Origin of the sequence: Shigella sonnei (assembly GCF_002950395.1) — a bacterium.
In the GTDB taxonomy this organism is placed as follows: Bacteria; Pseudomonadota; Gammaproteobacteria; order Enterobacterales; family Enterobacteriaceae; genus ECMA0423.
Genome location: NZ_CP026802.1, coordinates 4,187,771 through 4,207,174, shown reverse-complemented (window position 1 = coordinate 4,207,174; position 19,404 = coordinate 4,187,771). Strand labels below are relative to the sequence as shown.

Annotated in this window: 14 protein-coding genes and 3 pseudogenes; 12 read left to right on the top strand and 5 right to left on the bottom strand. The window is 52.5% G+C overall.

Features of this window, described 5'->3' with window-relative positions; genetic code table 11:
- Positions 1-203: 203 nt before the first annotated feature.
- From igaA to hslO, 4 genes are all read left to right on the top strand, one after another.
- The gene (gene igaA / locus C1P89_RS21660) at positions 204-2,339 is read left to right on the top strand and encodes an intracellular growth attenuator protein IgaA (protein WP_000104551.1); all 2,136 of its coding nucleotides are present in this window, start codon (positions 204-206) and stop codon (positions 2,337-2,339) included.
- Between the two features lie 64 nt (positions 2,340-2,403).
- On the top strand, positions 2,404-3,072 hold the full coding sequence (yrfG, locus tag C1P89_RS21655) for a GMP/IMP nucleotidase (RefSeq protein ID WP_001295168.1): 669 nt from the start codon (positions 2,404-2,406) through the stop codon (positions 3,070-3,072).
- A 10-nt stretch (positions 3,073-3,082) separates the two neighbouring features.
- Positions 3,083-3,484, top strand: a complete 402-nt coding sequence (gene hslR, locus C1P89_RS21650; RefSeq protein ID WP_000660483.1) for a ribosome-associated heat shock protein Hsp15 — start codon at positions 3,083-3,085, stop codon at positions 3,482-3,484.
- A gap of 24 nt (positions 3,485-3,508) precedes the next feature.
- The gene (gene hslO / locus C1P89_RS21645; RefSeq protein WP_001135574.1) at positions 3,509-4,387 is read left to right on the top strand and encodes an Hsp33 family molecular chaperone HslO; all 879 of its coding nucleotides are present in this window, start codon (positions 3,509-3,511) and stop codon (positions 4,385-4,387) included.
- A 134-nt stretch (positions 4,388-4,521) separates the two neighbouring features.
- Here the strand turns inward: hslO and C1P89_RS21640 are convergent.
- Positions 4,522-6,222: pseudogene (locus C1P89_RS21640) on the bottom strand (DUF4153 domain-containing protein).
- Positions 6,223-6,600: 378 nt separating this feature from the next.
- On the opposite strand from C1P89_RS21640, the gene pckA reads away from it, so the two are divergent.
- Positions 6,601-8,223 carry a phosphoenolpyruvate carboxykinase (ATP) gene (pckA, locus tag C1P89_RS21635; RefSeq protein ID WP_005140382.1) on the top strand — a complete coding sequence of 541 codons (1,623 nt, stop codon included), beginning with the start codon at positions 6,601-6,603 and terminating at the stop codon, positions 8,221-8,223.
- A 75-nt stretch (positions 8,224-8,298) separates the two neighbouring features.
- Here pckA and envZ read toward each other — a convergent pair whose 3' ends face one another.
- A complete protein-coding gene (gene envZ / locus C1P89_RS21630; protein ID WP_001253696.1) occupies positions 8,299-9,651 on the bottom strand; it encodes a two-component system sensor histidine kinase EnvZ in 1,353 nt (450 codons plus the stop codon).
- The gene (gene ompR / locus C1P89_RS21625; protein ID WP_001157751.1) at positions 9,648-10,367 is read right to left on the bottom strand and encodes an osmolarity response regulator transcription factor OmpR; all 720 of its coding nucleotides are present in this window, start codon (positions 10,365-10,367) and stop codon (positions 9,648-9,650) included. The genes envZ and ompR overlap by 4 nt, the downstream gene beginning before the upstream one ends.
- A 227-nt stretch (positions 10,368-10,594) precedes the next feature.
- Here ompR and greB point away from each other — a divergent pair, with 227 nt between their 5' ends.
- From greB to C1P89_RS21595, 6 genes and pseudogenes are all read left to right on the top strand, one after another.
- On the top strand, positions 10,595-11,071 hold the full coding sequence (greB, locus tag C1P89_RS21620) for a transcription elongation factor GreB (RefSeq protein WP_000856748.1): 477 nt from the start codon (positions 10,595-10,597) through the stop codon (positions 11,069-11,071).
- Positions 11,072-11,167: 96 nt separating this feature from the next.
- Complete coding sequence (locus tag C1P89_RS21615) at positions 11,168-13,489, top strand: Tex family protein (RefSeq protein WP_000980696.1); 2,322 nt, start codon at positions 11,168-11,170, stop codon at positions 13,487-13,489.
- A 437-nt stretch (positions 13,490-13,926) separates the two neighbouring features.
- Positions 13,927-14,154: a ferrous iron transporter A gene (gene feoA, locus C1P89_RS21610; RefSeq protein WP_001200455.1), complete on the top strand. Its 228-nt coding sequence runs from the start codon at positions 13,927-13,929 to the stop codon at positions 14,152-14,154.
- Between the two features lie 16 nt (positions 14,155-14,170).
- Positions 14,171-16,492, top strand: a complete 2,322-nt coding sequence (feoB, locus tag C1P89_RS21605) for a Fe(2+) transporter permease subunit FeoB (RefSeq protein WP_000737049.1) — start codon at positions 14,171-14,173, stop codon at positions 16,490-16,492.
- Positions 16,492-16,728, top strand: a complete 237-nt coding sequence (feoC, locus tag C1P89_RS21600) for a [Fe-S]-dependent transcriptional repressor FeoC (protein WP_001295699.1) — start codon at positions 16,492-16,494, stop codon at positions 16,726-16,728. Before feoB ends, feoC begins: the two co-directional genes overlap by 1 nt.
- 202 nt (positions 16,729-16,930) lie before the next feature.
- A pseudogene (locus C1P89_RS21595) lies at positions 16,931-17,494 on the top strand (Rpn family recombination-promoting nuclease/putative transposase); the annotation flags it as partial.
- A 15-nt stretch (positions 17,495-17,509) separates the two neighbouring features.
- Here C1P89_RS21595 and C1P89_RS21590 read toward each other — a convergent pair.
- Positions 17,510-18,207 (bottom strand): IS1-like element IS1A family transposase gene (locus C1P89_RS21590; RefSeq protein ID WP_094096600.1). Its coding sequence is split into 2 segments (ribosomal slippage): positions 17,510-17,958 and positions 17,958-18,207, totalling 699 coding nucleotides; the frame shifts between segments, so codons are not numbered across the junction.
- Between the two features lie 55 nt (positions 18,208-18,262).
- Here C1P89_RS21590 and C1P89_RS21585 point away from each other — a divergent pair.
- Positions 18,263-18,586, top strand: a pseudogene (locus tag C1P89_RS21585) (Rpn/YhgA-type helix-turn-helix domain-containing protein); the annotation flags it as partial.
- Between the two features lie 28 nt (positions 18,587-18,614).
- On the opposite strand, the gene bioH reads toward C1P89_RS21585, so the two are convergent.
- Complete coding sequence (bioH, locus tag C1P89_RS21580) at positions 18,615-19,385, bottom strand: pimeloyl-ACP methyl ester esterase BioH (RefSeq protein ID WP_001060056.1); 771 nt, start codon at positions 19,383-19,385, stop codon at positions 18,615-18,617.
- Positions 19,386-19,404 lie beyond the last annotated feature (19 nt).

The following is a 19,404-nucleotide window of genomic DNA, read 5'->3' as shown; positions in this document are numbered from 1 at the left end:
AAATTAAAAGTCAATAGGTTGAAATAACTCCAGGAATTTGCTGATATCCCGCCTTCAGAGGGTTTGCTATGATCAGCGGTTACTGTGATGTGCTTAATGATGCTCAAGTTAAACTCCACGCTTGCCGATAGCCAACCGCAGAATCATGTATTGTGTCTGGTGCGACTGACCACGCCTGACAGACTAAGTAAGATGGGGAAAGCATGAGCACCATTGTGATTTTTTTAGCTGCTTTGCTGGCCTGCTCACTACTTGCGGGATGGCTGATAAAAGTGCGATCCAGACGGCGTCAGCTGCCCTGGACCAACGCCTTCGCGGATGCGCAAACGCGTAAACTCACACCTGAAGAACGTAGCGCCGTTGAAAATTATCTTGAGAGCCTGACGCAGGTATTACAGGTGCCTGGCCCAACGGGAGCTAGCGCGGCACCGATCTCTCTGGCGCTGAATGCCGAAAGCAACAACGTCATGATGCTGACACACGCTATCACGCGTTACGGCATCTCTACCGACGATCCGAATAAATGGCGTTACTACCTCGATTCGGTAGAAGTCCACCTGCCCCCTTTCTGGGAACAATACATCAACGATGAGAATACCGTTGAACTGATTTATACCGATTCGCTGCCGCTGGTTATTTCACTCAACGGTCATACGCTGCAGGAGTACATGCAGGAAACGCGCGGCTATGCCTTGCAACCTGTTCCGTCCACGCAGGCGTCGATTCGCGGGGAAGAGAGTGAGCAAATCGAGCTACTCAATATTCGCAAAGAAACGCATGAAGAATATGCGCTGAGTCGTCCGCGCGGGCTGCGTGAAGCGTTGCTGATCGTCGCCTCCTTCCTGATGTTCTTTTTCTGCCTGATTACCCCGGATGTATTTGTTCCGTGGCTGGCAGGCGGCGCATTACTGCTGCTGGGCGCAGGTCTGTGGGGGCTATTCGCGCCCCCGGCAAAATCCTCCCTGCGGGAAATTCATTGTCTGCGCGGTACACCCCGTCGTTGGGGATTGTTTGGCGAAAACGATCAGGAACAGATCAACAATATTTCACTCGGTATTATCGACCTGGTCTATCCCGCACACTGGCAGCCATACATTGCTCAGGATCTCGGTCAACAAACCGATATTGATATCTATCTCGACCGCCACGTAGTGCGTCAGGGGCGATATCTTTCGCTGCATGATGAAGTAAAAAACTTTCCGTTACAGCACTGGCTGCGCAGTACGATTATCGCTGCGGGCTCGCTGCTGGTGCTGTTTATGCTGTTATTCTGGATCCCGCTGGATATGCCGCTGAAATTCACTCTCTCATGGATGAAAGGCGCACAGACCATTGAAGCCACCAGCGTAAAACAACTGGCTGACGCTGGCGTGCGGGTAGGCGATACATTGCGTATCAGCGGTACGGGAATGTGTAATATTCGCACTTCCGGAACCTGGAGCGCGAAAACCAATTCACCTTTTTTACCGTTTGACTGCTCGCAGATCATCTGGAACGACGCCCGCTCATTGCCATTACCAGAATCTGAACTGGTCAACAAAGCGACGGCATTGACTGAAGCAGTTAATCGCCAGCTGCACCCTAAACCGGAAGATGGATCTCGCGTCAGTGCCTCATTACGTTCAGCAATTCAAAAATCCGGCATGGTATTGCTTGATGATTTTGGCGACATTGTACTGAAGACAGCGGATTTATGTTCTGCCAAAGATGACTGTGTGCGACTGAAAAATGCGCTGGTCAATCTCGGCAACAGTAAAGACTGGGACGCGCTGGTAAAACGCGCCAACGCCGGGAAGCTCGATGGCGTGAATGTGTTATTACGCCCGGTGAGTGCGGAATCGCTGGATAACCTGGTGGCAACCTCCACCGCGCCGTTTATCACGCATGAAACGGCGCGAGCGGCACAATCACTAAACAGTCCGGCCCCCGGCGGATTCCTGATTGTCAGCGACGAAGGCAGCGATTTTGTTGATCAGCCCTGGCCTTCGGCATCACTTTACGACTACCCGCCGCAAGAACAGTGGAACGCTTTCCAGAAACTGGCACAAATGCTGATGCATACGCCGTTTAACGCCGAGGGTATCGTCACAAAAATCTTCACTGACGCCAATGGTACGCAGCATATTGGCCTTCATCCAATCCCGGATCGTTCCGGCCTGTGGCGCTATCTCAGCACCACATTGCTGCTACTGACGATGCTGGGTAGCGCCATTTACAATGGCGTACAGGCCTGGCGTCGTTACCAGCGTCATCGCACTCGCATGATGAAGATTCAGGCCTATTATGAAAGCTGCCTGAACCCGCAACTGATCACCCCTTCAGAAAGCCTTATCGAATAACACGTTTGCGCGGCAGGTTATGCTACCCTGTCGCGCAAATTGCTTCACTCTGGAGATTTCCCTCATGCATATCAACATTGCCTGGCAGGACGTAGATACCGTTCTGCTGGATATGGACGGCACGTTGCTCGACCTCGCCTTCGATAACTATTTCTGGCAAAAGCTGGTGCCTGAAACATGGGGCGCGAAAAACGGGGTTACGCCACAGGAAGCGATGGAATATATGCGCCAGCAATATCACGACGTACAGCATACGCTAAACTGGTACTGTCTTGATTACTGGAGTGAGCAACTGGGTCTGGATATCTGTGCGATGACCACCGAGATGGGACCGCGTGCCGTACTGCGTGAAGATACCATTCCGTTTCTTGAGGCACTGAAAGCCAGCGGTAAGCAGCGAATTTTGCTCACCAATGCGCATCCGCACAACCTGGCGGTAAAACTTGAGCATACCGGTCTGGACGCACACCTTGATTTATTACTTTCCACCCACACATTTGGTTATCCGAAAGAGGATCAGCGGTTATGGCATGCGGTGGCCGAAGCTACGGGTCTGAAAGCTGAAAGAACGCTGTTTATTGATGACAGCGAAGCGATTCTCGATGCTGCCGCGCAATTTGGTATTCGTTACTGCCTCGGCGTGACTAATCCTGATTCCGGGATTGCCGAGAAACAGTATCAACGCCATCCGTCACTGAATGACTACCGCCGCCTGATCCCCTCGCTAATGTGAAGGAGACGCCATGAAAGAAAAACCTGCTGTTGAGGTTCGACTGGATAAATGGCTATGGGCTGCCCGTTTTTATAAAACCCGCGCGCTGGCCCGTGAAATGATTGAAGGCGGTAAGGTGCATTACAACGGGCAGCGCAGCAAGCCGAGCAAAATCGTCGAGCTGAATGCCACGCTCACTCTGCGCCAGGGAAATGACGAACGCACGGTGATTGTAAAGGCGATTACTGAACAGCGTCGCCCCGCCAGCGAGGCAGCCTTGCTGTATGAAGAGACTGCGGAAAGTGTAGAGAAACGCGAAAAAATGGCGCTGGCACGTAAACTTAATGCCTTAACCATGCCGCACCCGGACCGACGCCCGGACAAAAAAGAGCGCCGCGACCTGTTACGATTTAAACACGGCGACAGTGAATAACTGTCACCTGCAAGAGAGATGATTATGCCGCAACATGACCAATTACATCGCTATCTGTTTGAAAACTTTGCCGTGCGCGGCGAACTGGTAACCGTTTCGGAAACCCTGCAACAGATCCTTGAGAATCACGATTATCCGCAGCCCGTTAAAAACGTGCTGGCAGAACTGCTGGTTGCGACCAGCCTGTTAACCGCTACGCTGAAGTTTGATGGTGATATCACCGTACAGCTGCAAGGCGACGGTCCGATGAATCTGGCGGTTATTAACGGTAACAATAACCAGCAAATGCGCGGTGTGGCGCGCGTGCAGGGCGAAATTCCAGAAAATGCCGACCTGAAAACGCTGGTCGGCAATGGTTACGTGGTGATCACCATTACCCCGAGCGAAGGCGAACGCTATCAGGGCGTGGTTGGTCTGGAAGGTGATACCCTGGCGGCCTGCCTGGAAGATTACTTTATGCGTTCTGAACAGCTGCCGACGCGCCTGTTTATTCGCACCGGCGACGTAGACGGCAAACCGGCTGCAGGCGGTATGTTGTTGCAGGTAATGCCTGCGCAAAATGCCCAGCAGGACGACTTTGACCACCTGGCGACGCTAACCGAAACCATCAAAACCGAAGAACTGCTGACCTTACCGGCAAACGAAGTGTTGTGGCGTTTGTATCACGAAGAAGAGGTGACGGTTTACGATCCGCAGGATGTGGAGTTCAAATGCACCTGCTCGCGTGAACGTTGCGCCGACGCGCTGAAAACGCTGCCTGATGAAGAAGTCGATAGCATCCTGGCGGAAGATGGCGAAATTGACATGCATTGTGATTACTGCGGTAACCACTATCTGTTCAATGCGATGGATATTGCTGAAATCCGCAACAACGCGTCTCCGGCAGATCCGCAAGTTCATTAATGAGTATGTCCGGCAGAGAGGGCTCTGCCGGATTTTACGACGTAATGGCCTGATGTGCTGCGCTTACCAGGCCTGTGAAATAAATCGCAAATTATTGTTGGTCAGATACAGCGTCGTATCCGTTAAAAGAGTTGTCACTTACTTAAGTTTATTTCCAGCGTTTCACCATCTACCGTCAGATCCAGTTTTCCATCCTTCGCAGCTGTGAGTAATTTTTCTTTCGTTATTTCGTTCGGAAGTAAACTCATATCAAGCGCGTCCCATTCTTTTCTGTCTGAGTCAAAGCCATAGACAATGACTCTGTCATCATTAAAAGCAAACAGGATCCGCTCCGCCTGACCATCACTATTCAGATCTTGCTCGACCAGGACGCAGGCGTCTTTTTCAATACAGGTCATCACGTTATAGCGATCCTGGATTAAGGCCGACCAGAATGTCGCATCCGGTTTAACAGAACCAGGAGCAATTAACACATTTTCGGCTAATACTTTTTCCGATACCTGTTCCTGAAGATGTTGCTCTCCATCTAACGCCATCAGCAGATCCCGCGCGCGTTTCGGGTCTTTCATAAACCCGGCATCGCTTTTCAGCGACTCAAGCGCCGCACGTCCATAGCGACCGCTCTGTTCGAGCATGTAGATAGTTACCTGGTCTGGCGTGTTTTTGCCGCTCTGATAACGCGCCATATGACTGTTCACGCTAATGCGCATACTGTCCAGCACCGGCGAATTAAGAAGCACCAGTATCACCAACACCAATAACGAAACCGCAAGGTTCACTTTGCCCTGAAGAACAAGGGGATTTTGCCCATTACGCCAGACGATACTGACAAAATACCCCAGCGACCACACCAGTAACACCAGCACCGCCAGCGCGCCCTGCAAGCGGTCGACAGTCCAGCCGTACTGAGCGACCCGCAGCCATAACGCCCAGGCGGCGACGAACACATACAGCGGAGCAACCAGCAAAGCGGTTTTAATCAGGCAACGCAACGGCCCCGTCCAGGGAAGTGACGCTTTTTGCGGATCGCGGACAATAGCCATTAAGATCAATTGCAAAAAGGCCAGCGTTAACAGCAACCCGGCGGCGGAGATGTGGCGAGAAATCGCGCTCAGGTCCGTAAACGGCAGGGTGATGATAAACATCAGGGTTAGCAATGATACTAACGGCAGCAACCCCGTGGCGATTAGCGTGAACAACTTTTGAATAGAGTCGATTAAACGTGACTGTGTACGCGCGAGGATCACCACCAGTGCGGTAACCAGACCAAATGTAAGATACATAAACCAGTCGGTTGCAAAAAAGAGCGTATTGAAAAACGTGATGCCAACAAGTTTAAACAACTCACCCCACAGTAAAAGCACCAGCCACGTCAGGCCATTGGAGAGAAAAATCACCAGTAATATAAGTACGTTATGCCATACTGACTGGTAAAAGTAGCTATAGCGGCTACTGCCATTGCGGATACGAAGGCTTTGTTGTATCCACGGTAGCAACAACATTGCCATCAACAGCAGATATCAGCCAAAATCCCAAATCGCCTTTTCAGCTCTCCAGGGGTTCATGCCATCAGTTTGCCACTTCAGCCAACCGCTCATCCCTGTCGTGGCAATAAACACCAGCGCCAGCCATCCCCAAAGGCGCTTCTGTTTAAAAGAGATCACGGAGAAGAGTAAAACGGATGAAAACGCGACGGTCGCAGGCACGCCATAAACAATCCAACTGTGATTTTTTCCGGCAAGCCAGGCGATAAGCAGGTAGCAAACCAGCCCCTGAAGTAATCCGGTAGCAATCATCCCCCAGCGTGTTGCCGGTGAAAGTTCAACGTTATCCATGTTGGTTATCCAGAATCAAAAGGTGGGTTAATTATCGCATCCGGGCAGTAGTATTTTGCTTTTTTCAGAAAATAATCAAAAAAAGTTAGCGTGGTGAATCGATACTTTACCGGTTGAATTTGCATCAATTTCATTCAGGAATGCGATTCCACTCACAATATTCCCGCCATATAAACCAAGATTTAACCTTTTGAGAACATTTTCCACACCTAAAATGCTATTTCTGCGATAATAGCAACCGTTTCGTGACAGGAATCACGGAGTTTTTTGTCAAATATGAATTTCTCCAGATACGTAAATCTATGAGCCTTGTCGCGGTTAACACCCCCAAAAAGACTTTACTATTCAGGCAATACATATTGGCTAAGGAGCAGTGAAATGCGCGTTAACAATGGTTTGACCCCGCAAGAACTCGAGGCTTATGGTATCAGTGACGTACATGATATCGTTTACAACCCAAGCTACGACCTGCTGTATCAGGAAGAGCTCGATCCGAGCCTGACAGGTTATGAGCGCGGGGTGTTAACTAATCTGGGTGCCGTTGCCGTCGATACCGGGATCTTCACCGGTCGTTCACCAAAAGATAAGTATATCGTCCGTGACGATACCACTCGCGATACTTTCTGGTGGGCAGACAAAGGCAAAGGTAAGAACGACAACAAACCTCTCTCTCCGGAAACCTGGCAGCATCTGAAAGGCCTGGTGACCAGGCAGCTTTCCGGCAAACGTCTGTTCGTTGTCGACGCTTTCTGTGGTGCGAACCCGGATACTCGTCTTTCCGTCCGTTTCATCACCGAAGTGGCCTGGCAGGCGCATTTTGTCAAAAACATGTTTATTCGCCCGAGCGATGAAGAGCTGGCAGGTTTCAAACTAGACTTTATCGTTATGAACGGCGCGAAGTGCACTAACCCGCAGTGGAAAGAACAGGGTCTGAACTCCGAAAACTTCGTGGCGTTTAACCTGACCGAGCGCATGCAGCTGATTGGCGGCACCTGGTACGGCGGCGAAATGAAGAAAGGGATGTTCTCGATGATGAACTACCTGCTGCCGCTGAAAGGTATCGCTTCTATGCACTGCTCCGCCAACGTTGGCGAGAAAGGCGATGTTGCGGTGTTCTTCGGCCTTTCCGGCACCGGTAAAACCACCCTTTCCACCGACCCGAAACGCCGCCTGATTGGCGATGACGAACACGGCTGGGACGATGACGGCGTGTTTAATTTCGAAGGCGGCTGCTACGCAAAAACTATCAAGCTGTCGAAAGAAGCGGAACCTGAAATCTACAACGCTATCCGTCGTGATGCGCTGCTGGAAAACGTCACCGTGCGTGAAGATGGCACTATCGACTTTGATGATGGTTCAAAAACCGAGAACACCCGCGTTTCTTATCCAATCTATCACATCGATAACATCGTTAAGCCGGTTTCCAAAGCGGGCCACGCGACTAAGGTTATCTTCCTGACTGCTGATGCTTTCGGCGTGTTGCCGCCGGTTTCTCGCCTGACTGCCGATCAAACCCAGTATCACTTCCTCTCTGGCTTCACCGCCAAACTGGCCGGTACTGAGCGTGGCATCACCGAACCGACGCCAACCTTCTCCGCTTGCTTCGGCGCGGCGTTCCTGTCGCTGCACCCGACTCAGTACGCAGAAGTGCTGGTGAAACGTATGCAGGCGGCGGGCGCGCAGGCTTATCTGGTTAACACTGGCTGGAACGGCACTGGCAAACGTATCTCGATTAAAGATACCCGCGCCATTATCGACGCCATCCTCAACGGTTCGCTGGATAATGCAGAAACCTTCACTCTGCCGATGTTTAACCTGGCGATCCCAACCGAACTGCCGGGCGTAGACACGAAGATTCTCGATCCGCGTAACACCTACGCTTCTCCGGAACAGTGGCAGGAAAAAGCCGAAACCCTGGCGAAACTGTTTATCGACAACTTCGATAAATACACCGACACCCCTGCGGGTGCCGCGCTGGTAGCGGCTGGTCCGAAACTGTAATGATTTGAAGCTGGAGAATATCTATCCAGTATCTTATAGAAAGCAAAACGGGAGGCACCTTCGCCTCCCGTTTATTTACCCTTCTTTTGTCGTGCCCTGCGCCCGCGTTACCGGCACTGGCAGCCAGGCGCGAATGGAAAGCCCGCCCCGCTCGCTGGTGCCAAGCTCCAGCATCCCGTTATGGTTATCCACGATACGCTGCACAATTGCCAGCCCTAATCCCGTGCCGCTAATGGTGCGCGCACTGTCGCCGCGGACAAACGGCTGGAACAGGTGCTTACGTTGTTCCGGCGCAATTCCCGGACCGTCATCTTCCACCTGGAACCAGGCGCGATTCGGCTCCGTTCCGCTGCTGACTTTGATCCAGCCATTGCCATAACGAGCGGCGTTGACCACCATATTCGCCACCGCGCGTTTGATCGACAGCGGGTGCATTTTCACTTCAATGCTGCCGGGGTAAAGCGCGGTTTCAATTTCCCGCTCATAGCCACTTTCGGCAGCAATCACCTCACCGAGCACTGCATTAAGATCCGCCATTTCCATCGGCATCTCCTGCCCGGTGCGCAGGTAGTCGATAAACTGCTCAATGATGGCGTTGCACTCTTCGATATCTTTATTGATCGATTCTGCCAGATAGCCATCCTGCTCGCTCATCATCTCAGTCGCCAGGCGAATACGCGTCAGCGGCGTGCGCAAGTCGTGACTTACCCCCGCCATCAGCAGCGTGCGGTCATCCGCCAGTTGCTTAACACCAGCCGCCATATGGTTAAAGGCGCGGGTAACGGAACGCACCTCGGACGCGCCATACTCACGCAGCGGCGGCGGAATAATCCCTTTACCGACCTGCAAAGCAGCATGTTCGAGATCGACCAACGGTCGGTTCTGGATACGAATAAACAGCCACGCCCCGCCTATCGCCAATAGCATAATCGCCAGCGTATAGCGGAACAGCGGAGAGAAATCGCCCTGATGAATTTCGGTCAGCGGCACGCGTACCCAGATATTGGGCGACAGCCAGGTTTTCAGCCAGACGACAGGCGAACTTTTGTTGACCTCAACGCGCACTTCCGTCGGGCCGCCCAGTTGCTGTGCCATCTGATGGCTTAAGAATTCATAGTGTTGCGCCCAACGCAGACCTGCCTCTTCGGCAGCCTCGTTGGAGTAGAGAGAGATCCCCAGCTCACGGTAGATCTCCCGACGGAAAGCGGGAGGCACAACCAACTGCGTGCCGTCCTCCAGTTGCAGTTTGTCGGTCATCAACATACGCACTTCGTACGCGAGGACTTTATTAAACTGCTGGAGGCTCGGCAAAATCGCGAAGTTCAGCACCACCAGATAAGTCGTCACCAGGCTGGCGAACAGCAAGGTGACGATGAGCAATAACGTACGGGCAAATGAACTTCGTGGCGAGAAGCGCAATCGCCTCATGCTTTAGAGCCGTCCGGTACAAAGACGTAGCCCAGGCCCCAAACGGTCTGAATGTAACGCGGATGCGCTGGATCTTCTTCTACCATGCGGCGCAGACGCGAAATCTGCACGTCGATGGAGCGTTCCATTGCGGAATATTCACGACCACGGGCAAGGTTCATCAGCTTATCGCGGGAGAGCGGCTCACGCGGATGGCTGACCAGTGCCTTCAGTACCGCAAACTCACCGCTGGTGAGCGGCATCGGCTCATCTTCGCGGAACATTTCGCGCGTACCGAGGTTAAGTTTGAACTTACCGAAAGCAATTACCGCCTCTTCCTGTGACGGTGCGCCTGGCAGTTCGTTCGCCTGACGACGCAGCACCGCACGAATACGGGCCAGCAGTTCACGCGGGTTAAACGGTTTTGGAATGTAGTCGTCAGCGCCAATCTCCAGGCCTACGATACGGTCCACTTCTTCCCCTTTCGCCGTCACCATAATGATCGGCATCGGGTTGCTCTGACTACGAAGACGTCGGCAAATCGACAAGCCATCTTCACCAGGTAACATTAAATCCAGTACCATAAGATGGAAAGATTCACGAGTCAGCAGGCGATCCATCTGTTCTGCATTAGCGACGCTTCGAACCTGGAAGCCTTGTTCGGTGAGATAACGTTCCAGCAGCGCACGCAGGCGCATGTCGTCATCGACCACCAGAATCTTGTAGTTCTCTTGCATTGTTTGTACTCCCAAAGGTTCGCAACAATTTGTAAGCGTGTATTCTTAAAAAAGCTCACGTTCGTCACCAGCTAAATCTGGTATGAATTTCAGCCTAAATTGTTACAAAGCATATTAAACAGCAGCTTAAGTATACAATTTATTCGGCGAAACATTATTGATTCTGTTGATATGATCACGTTATACCCAATGTGCGCATTATCAAACAGACAAAGGGAATCAACGAGATGAAAACGCCCCTGGTTACCCGGGAAGGGTATGAAAAACTCAAACAAGAGCTTAATTATCTCTGGCGTGAAGAACGCCCGGAGGTCACAAAAAAGGTGACCTGGGCCGCAAGTCTGGGCGACCGCAGCGAAAATGCTGACTATCAGTATAATAAAAAGCGTCTGCGTGAAATCGACCGTCGCGTGCGCTATCTCACTAAATGCATGGAAAATCTCAAAATCGTCAATTACTCCCCTCAGCAGGAAGGCAAAGTCTTTTTTGGCGCGTGGGTGGAGATTGAAAACGACGATGGCGTGACTCACCGTTTCCGTATTGTCGGCTACGATGAAATTTTTGGCCGTAAAGATTACATCTCTATCGATTCCCCGATGGCCCGCGCATTGCTGAAAAAAGAAGTCGGCGATCTGGCGGTGGTGAATACCCCTGCCGGGGAAGCGAGCTGGTATGTTAATGCTATCGAATACGTGAAACCGTAATGAAGAGTCTTAACCTCCTGCCGATGGCTGGCATTTTTGCCAGCCAGTCCGTATAACTATCCCCTGATTTTTGATCCGAAAAGATGAACTCAAACCATGATGAATGATTCGTTCTGCCGCATTATTGCGGGTGAAATTCAGGCGCGCCCGGAACAGGTTGACGCTGCCGTTCGCCTGCTTGACGAAGGGAATACCGTGCCGTTTATCGCACGTTATCGTAAGGAAATCACCGGCGGTCTGGATGACACGCAGCTGCGTAATCTGGAAACGCGTCTGAGCTATCTGCGCGAGCTGGAAGAGAGACGTCAGGCGATCCTCAAGTCCATTTCCGAGCAAGGCAAACTCACCGATGATCTGGCGAAGGCCATCAACGCCACCCTAAGCAAAACCGAACTCGAAGACCTCTACCTGCCCTACAAACCTAAACGCCGCACCCGCGGGCAAATCGCCATTGAAGCAGGGCTTGAGCCGTTGGCTGACCTGCTGTGGAGCGATCCGTCACACACACCAGAAGTCGCCGCTGCGCAATATATTGATGCCGATAAAGGCGTGGCAGATACCAAAGCCGCGCTGGACGGCGCGCGCTATATCCTGATGGAACGGTTTGCCGAAGATGCCGCGCTGCTGGCGAAAGTGCGTGATTATCTGTGGAAGAACGCGCATTTGGTTTCTACGGTGGTGAGCGGTAAAGAAGAGGAAGGGGCGAAATTCCGCGACTATTTCGATCATCACGAACCGTTGTCCACGGTGCCTTCTCACCGCGCGCTGGCGATGTTCCGTGGGCGTAACGAAGGCGTACTCCAGCTTTCGCTGAATGCCGATCCGCAGTTCGATGAGCCGCCCAAAGAGAGCTATTGCGAGCAAATCATCATGGATCACCTTGGCCTGCGCCTGAACAATGCCCCGGCGGATAGCTGGCGCAAAGGCGTAGTGAGCTGGACCTGGCGCATCAAGGTGCTGATGCATCTGGAAACCGAACTGATGGGTACCGTGCGCGAACGCGCGGAAGATGAAGCAATCAACGTCTTTGCCCGTAACCTGCACGATCTGCTGATGGCGGCCCCTGCCGGACTGCGTGCAACGATGGGCCTCGATCCGGGTCTGCGTACCGGGGTAAAAGTGGCAGTGGTCGATGCCACTGGCAAACTGGTGGCGACCGATACCATTTACCCGCACACCGGACAAGCCGCAAAAGTAGCGATGACCGTTGCTGCCTTGTGTGAAAAACATAACGTTGAACTGGTGGCGATCGGCAACGGTACAGCTTCCCGCGAAACTGAACGTTTCTATCTCGACGTGCAGAAGCAGTTCCCGAAAGTGACCGCACAGAAAGTGATCGTCAGCGAAGCTGGCGCGTCGGTTTACTCAGCTTCCGAGCTGGCAGCGCAGGAGTTCCCGGATCTCGACGTTTCGCTGCGTGGTGCGGTATCTATCGCCCGCCGTTTGCAGGATCCGCTGGCGGAGCTGGTGAAAATCGATCCGAAATCTATCGGCGTAGGTCAGTATCAGCATGACGTCAGCCAGACGCAACTGGCCCGCAAACTGGATGCAGTAGTAGAAGACTGCGTAAACGCCGTTGGCGTCGATCTCAACACCGCTTCTGTTCCGCTATTAACTCGCGTGGCGGGCCTGACGCGCATGATGGCGCAAAACATCGTGGCCTGGCGCGATGAGAACGGCCAGTTCAAGAACCGTCAGCAACTGCTGAAAGTCAGCCGTCTGGGGCCGAAAGCCTTCGAGCAGTGCGCGGGCTTCCTGCGCATTAACCACGGTGATAACCCGCTGGACGCCTCTACCGTTCACCCGGAAGCCTATCCGGTGGTGGAACGCATTCTGGCAGCAACACAGCAGGCACTGAAAGATCTGATGGGTAACAGCAGCGAACTGCGTAACCTGAAAGCGTCTGACTTTACTGATGAAAAATTCGGTGTGCCGACAGTAACTGACATCATCAAAGAGCTGGAAAAACCGGGTCGCGATCCGCGTCCGGAATTTAAAACCGCTCAGTTTGCCGATGGCGTCGAGACAATGAACGACCTGCAACCGGGTATGATCCTCGAAGGCGCTGTCACCAACGTCACCAACTTTGGCGCGTTTGTCGATATTGGCGTGCATCAGGACGGCCTGGTTCACATCTCTTCATTGTCGAACAAGTTTGTGGAAGATCCGCATACCGTGGTGAAAGCGGGCGACATTGTGAAGGTGAAAGTGCTGGAAGTGGATCTTCAGCGTAAACGTATCGCCCTGACCATGCGTCTGGACGAGCAGCCTGGCGAAACCAACGCCCGTCGCGGCGGCGGTAATGAACGCCCGCAAAACAACCGCCCGGCAGCCAAACCACGCGGTCGTGAAGCGCAGCCTGCCGGTAATAGCGCGATGATGGATGCGCTGGCGGCGGCAATGGGCAAAAAACGTTAAACGCCCGGACTGGCCCCTAAACCTGCGCGATAAGGCGTTCACGCCGCATCTGGCAACGAACGCCTTGCCTGACATAAAAGTGCCGGAGAATATCTCCGGCCTTTTTATTCCACAACCAAACTCATAATATATTCCGGCAATATTTATCACTTCATTAACAACTGAAACCTTAATTAAACATTAGCCAGTCCGGGTAATTCACTATTCGAATTATATTTTCGCTGCGATATAACCTTGAGCCACATCAACATTGAGTCAGATTATTATTCAAACCAACATTCGCACACATTTTAAGTATTGCTGATAGAAACCATTCTCATTATCATTGTGTTGTTGATTATTTAATCTCTCCTTTGTTGGCAAATCATCTGGTCTCATGTCGCTGTCAAACGCCCCATGAGGTAGTTATCCAGTTAATGAGAAACAAGTAGGCACCTATGCAATACACTCCAGATACTGCGTGGAAAATCACTGGCTTTTCCCGTGAAATCAGCCCGGCATATCGCCAAAAACTGCTTTCTCTTGGCATGTTACCTGGCTCCTCTTTTAATGTGGTGCGCGTCGCTCCACTCGGCGACCCCATTCATATCGAAACCCGTCGTGTGAGCCTGGTATTACGCAAAAAAGATCTGGCCTTATTAGAAGTGGAAGCGGTTTCCTGTTAATACGGTGATAACAACAATGAAAAAATTAACCATTGGCTTAATTGGTAATCCAAATTCTGGCAAGACAACCTTATTTAACCAGCTCACTAGCGCACGTCAGCGTGTAGGTAACTGGGCTGGCGTTACCGTCGAACGTAAAGAAGGGCAATTCTCCACCACCGATCATCAGGTCACGCTGGTGGACCTGCCCGGCACCTATTCTCTGACCACCATCTCATCGCAGACCTCGCTCGATGAGCAAATCGCCTGTCACTACATTTTGAGTGGCGACGCCGACCTGCTGATTAACGTGGTGGATGCGTCTAACCTTGAGCGTAACCTGTACCTGACGCTACAACTGCTGGAACTCGGCATTCCCTGCATCGTGGCACTGAACATGCTCGACATTGCCGAGAAGCAAAATATTCGTATTGAAATTGATGCTCTGTCGGCGCGTCTTGGCTGCCCAGTGATCCCGCTGGTTTCAACCCGTGGTCGCGGTATTGAAGCGCTCAAGCTGGCGATTGATCGCTATAAAGCTAACGAGAATGTGGAACTGGTGCATTACGCACAGCCGCTACTCAACGAAGCAGATTCACTGGCAAAAGTGATGCCTTCCGACATCCCGCTGAAACAACGTCGCTGGCTGGGCCTGCAAATGCTGGAAGGCGATATCTACAGCCGCGCCTACGCCGGTGAAGCGTCGCAGCATCTGGATGCCGCCCTTGCCCGTCTGCGTAATGAAATGGATGATCCGGCGCTGCACATTGCCGATGCGCGTTACCAGTGCATAGCTGCCATCTGTGATGTGGTAAGCAACACCCTGACGGCAGAACCCAGCCGTTTCACCACTGCGGTAGATAAAATCGTGCTCAACCGTTTCCTCGGTCTGCCGATTTTCCTCTTTGTGATGTACCTGATGTTCCTGCTGGCTATCAACATCGGCGGGGCGTTACAGCCGCTGTTTGACGTCGGCTCCGTGGCGCTATTTGTGCATGGTATTCAATGGATTGGCTACACGCTCCACTTCCCGGACTGGCTGACTATCTTCCTCGCCCAGGGCCTGGGTGGCGGTATTAACACCGTGCTGCCACTGGTGCCGCAGATCGGCATGATGTACCTGTTCCTCTCCTTCCTTGAGGACTCCGGCTATATGGCGCGTGCAGCGTTTGTGATGGACCGCCTGATGCAGGCGCTGGGCTTGCCGGGGAAATCCTTTGTGCCGCTGATCGTCGGTTTCGGTTGTAACGTACCGTCGGTAATGGGCGCACGTACGCTTGATGCACCGCGTGAACGTCTGATGACCATCATGATGGCACCGTTTATGTCCTGCGGCGCGCGTCTGGCTATCTTCGCAGTATTCGCGGCTGCCTTCTTCGGGCAGAACGGTGCCCTGGCGGTTTTCTCGCTGTATATGCTCGGTATCGTGATGGCGGTGCTGACTGGCCTGATGCTCAAGTACACCATCATGCGCGGTGAAGCGACGCCGTTTGTCATGGAGCTGCCGGTCTACCATGTACCACACGTTAAAAGCCTGATTATCCAGACCTGGCAGCGTCTGAAGGGCTTCGTTCTGCGTGCTGGTAAAGTGATTATCATCGTCAGCATTTTCCTGAGCGCTTTCAACAGCTTCTCGTTGAGCGGGAAAATCGTCGATAACATCAACGACTCGGCGCTGGCGTCCGTCAGCCGGGTGATAACCCCTGTCTTCAAGCCGATTGGCGTACATGAAGATAACTGGCAGGCAACGGTTGGCCTGTTTACGGGCGCAATGGCAAAAGAAGTGGTGGTGGGTACGCTCAACACCCTCTACACCGCAGAAAATATTCAGGACGAAGAGTTCAATCCGGCGGAATTCAACCTCGGTGAAGAGCTGTTCAGTGCGGTAGATGAAACCTGGCAGAGCCTGAAAGACACCTTCAGCCTTAGCGTACTGATGAACCCCATTGAAGCTAGCAAAGGCGACGGTGAAATGGGTACCGGGGCGATGGGCGTGATGGATCAGAAATTCGGTAGCGCAGCTGCCGCATACAGCTACCTGATTTTCGTCCTGCTGTATGTACCATGTATCTCGGTGATGGGAGCCATCGCCCGTGAATCAAGCCGTGGCTGGATGGGCTTCTCCATCCTGTGGGGGCTGAATATCGCTTACTCACTGGCAACATTGTTCTATCAGGTCGCCAGCTACAGTCAGCACCCAACTTACAGCCTGGTGTGCATTCTGGCGGTAATCCTGTTTAACATCGTAGTTATCGGTCTGCTGCGCCGCGCGCGTAGCCGGGTGGATATCGAACTGCTGGCAACCCGCAAGTCGGTAAGCAGTTGCTGCGCAGCCAGCACCACCGGTGATTGCCATTAATGGCTTCACTTATTCAGGTACGTGATTTGCTGGCGTTACGGGGCCGTATGGAAGCGACCCAGATAAGCCAGACATTGAACACTCCGCAGCCAATGATTAACGCCATGCTGCAACAACTGGAAAGTATGGGCAAAGCCGTGCGGATTCAGGAAGAACCTGACGGCTGCCTCTCTGGCAGTTGTAAAAGCTGCCCGGAAGGAAAAGCCTGTCTGCGCGAGTGGTGGGCGCTGCGTTAACCTTACTCCATCGCCTGTTTTGGAAAGCCCGGTATGCGTCTGCATCCGGGCTTTTTTGCGTGCGGCTTTCCATAAAAATGCAACTCTTGCAGCACGGCGTAAGTTCCTTTGAAAGCATCTCGCAGGGATGAAAACTCGCTAATGCACAGGTGTGGAGTGGCGCGTAGAGTCGCGGCATTCAAACAACAGGTGAAGGAACGCCATGAGCAAAAAGCAGAGTTCCACCCCACACGATGCGCTGTTCAAACTCTTTTTACGCCAACCGGACACGGCTCGTGATTTTCTTGCGTTTCATTTACCGGCACCCATTCACGCGCTTTGTGATATGAAAACCCTCAAGCTGGAGTCGAGCAGCTTTATTGATGACGATCTGCGTGAAAGCTATTCCGATGTGCTGTGGTCGGTGAAAACGGAACAAGGACCAGGATACATCTATTGTCTGATTGAACATCAAAGCACCTCAAACAAACTGATCGCATTTCGCATGATGCGTTACGCTATTGCCGCAATGCAAAATCACCTTGATGCTGGATACAAAACGTTGCCGATGGTGGTGCTATTGTTGTTTTACCACGGTATTGAAAGCCCCTATCCCTATTCGCTGTGTTGGCTGGATTGTTTCGCCGATCCCAAACTGGCAAGGCAGCTTTATGCCTCCGCATTTCCGCTGATTGATGTCACCGTCATGCCTGATGATGAAATCATGCAGCACCGACGTATGGCGCTGCTGGAGTTAATTCAAAAACATATTCGTCAACGCGACCTGGGTAATGACTCCAACTTATTGATAGTGTTTTATGTTCAGATAATGCCCGATGACTTTGTCATGCAGCTCCACCGATTTTGAGAACGACAGCGACTTCCGTCCCAGCCGTGCCAGGTGCTGCCTCAGATTCAGGTTATGCCGCTCAATTCGCTGCGTATATCGCTTGCTGATTACGTGCAGCTTTCCCTTCAGGCGGGATTCATACAGCGGCCAGCCATCCGTCATCCATATCACCACGTCAAAGGGTGACAGCAGGCTCATAAGACGCCCCAGCGTCGCCATAGTGCGTTCACCGAATACGTGCGCAACAACCGTCTTCCGGAGACTGTCATACGCGTAAAACAGCCAGCGCTGGCGCGATTTAGCCCCGACATAGCCCCACTGTTCGTCCATTTCCGCGCAGACGATGACGTCACTGCCCGGCTGTATGCGCGAGGTTACCGACTGCGGCCTGAGTTTTTTAAGTGACGTAAAATCGTGTTGAGGCCAACGCCCATAATGCGTGCAGTTGCCCGGCATCCAACGCCATTCATGGCCATATCAATGATTTTCTGGTGCGTACCGGGTTGAGAAGCGGTGTAAGTGAACTGCAGTTGCCATGTTTTACGGCAGTGAGAGCAGAGATAGCGCTGATGTCCGGCAGTGCTTTTGCCGTTACGCACCACCCCGTCAGTAGCTGAACAGGAGGGACAGCTGATAGAAACAGAAGCCACTGGAGCACCTCAAAAACACCATCATACACTAAATCAGTAAGTTGGCAGCATCACCCGCGACCTGATGGGGCTGGTAGAGCAAATGGCCTGCTTATTAAGTAGTGGATACGCTAATGACAGACAAATCAAAGGGCTGTTTAATTACATACTGCAAACCGGCGACGCGGTACGTTTTAACGATTTTATCGACGGCGTTGCCGAACGTTCACCGAAACACAAGGAGAGTTTAATGACAATTGCGGAAAGATTGCGGCAGGAGGGGGAACAATCCAAAGCCCTGCATATAGCCAAAATAATGCTTGAATCCGGAGTCCCTCTTGCGGACATCATGCGCTTTACCGGGGTGTCAGAAGAAGAGTTGGCTGCGGCGAGCCAGTAAATTTCTGTCTCGCCATTTCAAAAGTTGCCTACACCCTCTGCTTCAACGCCACCAGCAGGTGACAAAACTCGACCGGATGCGAAATAAACGGCGCATGGGCCGCTTTGGCGAAGATATATGATTTGCTGCGAGGCCAGAGTTTATCCAGCATCGGCACCACTTTGCGCGGCACCAGACCATCGAGATAGCCATACAATCGCAAAAACGGCATGGGCACGTTTTGCAGCGGCTGACGGAGATCAACCGTTTTCAGGATTTCCAGCCCGCCATTAAGCACGTCAACCTCCGGCATCGGTAACGCCAGAACGGTTTTCTTCAACGCCCGCGCATCCTGGCGCGCCGTTTCAGTCCCCATGGTTTGTAACGCCAGGAACCGCTCCACTGTACGCTGAAAATCATCACTGAGTTGCTGCTGAAATCCCGCCAGCACGTCCGGTTTTATCCCCGGCCAATCGTCACGAGCACTAAAACAAGGTGACGACGCCACGGTGACCAGCGCCTGAACACGCTCGGGATGGGTTAACGCAATCTGGCTTGCCACCAGCCCGCCCAGACTCCAGCCTAACCAAATGGCTTTATCAGGTGCCTGTTGCAGCACGGCTTCGGCCATATCAGCAAGTGACAGCGCACCAAATCCCTGGCTGCGCCCGAAGCCGGGCAGATCAACAAGGTGCAGCGTAAAATGCGAGCTAAGTTCCTCGTCAATGCAACGCCACACTTCGGCATTCAGTCCCCATCCGTGCAGCAGCACAAGATGAACATTCCCCTGACCTTTGGTCTGCCACCAAATGTTATTCATCCGCTATTGTTCTCTTTTG

Bases quoted from the DNA above. Each gene is read 5' to 3' on its own strand.
- igaA (WP_000104551.1), top strand. From the start codon at position 204: ATGAGCACCATTGTGATTTTTTTAGCTGCTTTGCTGGCCTGCTCACTA.
- yrfG (WP_001295168.1), top strand. From the start codon at position 2,404: ATGCATATCAACATTGCCTGGCAGGACGTAGATACCGTTCTGCTGGAT.
- hslR (WP_000660483.1), top strand. From the start codon at position 3,083: ATGAAAGAAAAACCTGCTGTTGAGGTTCGACTGGATAAATGGCTATGG.
- hslO (WP_001135574.1), top strand. From the start codon at position 3,509: ATGCCGCAACATGACCAATTACATCGCTATCTGTTTGAAAACTTTGCC.
- pckA (WP_005140382.1), top strand. From the start codon at position 6,601: ATGCGCGTTAACAATGGTTTGACCCCGCAAGAACTCGAGGCTTATGGT.
- envZ (WP_001253696.1), bottom strand. From the start codon at position 9,651: ATGAGGCGATTGCGCTTCTCGCCACGAAGTTCATTTGCCCGTACGTTA.
- ompR (WP_001157751.1), bottom strand. From the start codon at position 10,367: ATGCAAGAGAACTACAAGATTCTGGTGGTCGATGACGACATGCGCCTG.
- greB (WP_000856748.1), top strand. From the start codon at position 10,595: ATGAAAACGCCCCTGGTTACCCGGGAAGGGTATGAAAAACTCAAACAA.
- C1P89_RS21615 (WP_000980696.1), top strand. From the start codon at position 11,168: ATGATGAATGATTCGTTCTGCCGCATTATTGCGGGTGAAATTCAGGCG.
- feoA (WP_001200455.1), top strand. From the start codon at position 13,927: ATGCAATACACTCCAGATACTGCGTGGAAAATCACTGGCTTTTCCCGT.
- feoB (WP_000737049.1), top strand. From the start codon at position 14,171: ATGAAAAAATTAACCATTGGCTTAATTGGTAATCCAAATTCTGGCAAG.
- feoC (WP_001295699.1), top strand. From the start codon at position 16,492: ATGGCTTCACTTATTCAGGTACGTGATTTGCTGGCGTTACGGGGCCGT.
- bioH (WP_001060056.1), bottom strand. From the start codon at position 19,385: ATGAATAACATTTGGTGGCAGACCAAAGGTCAGGGGAATGTTCATCTT.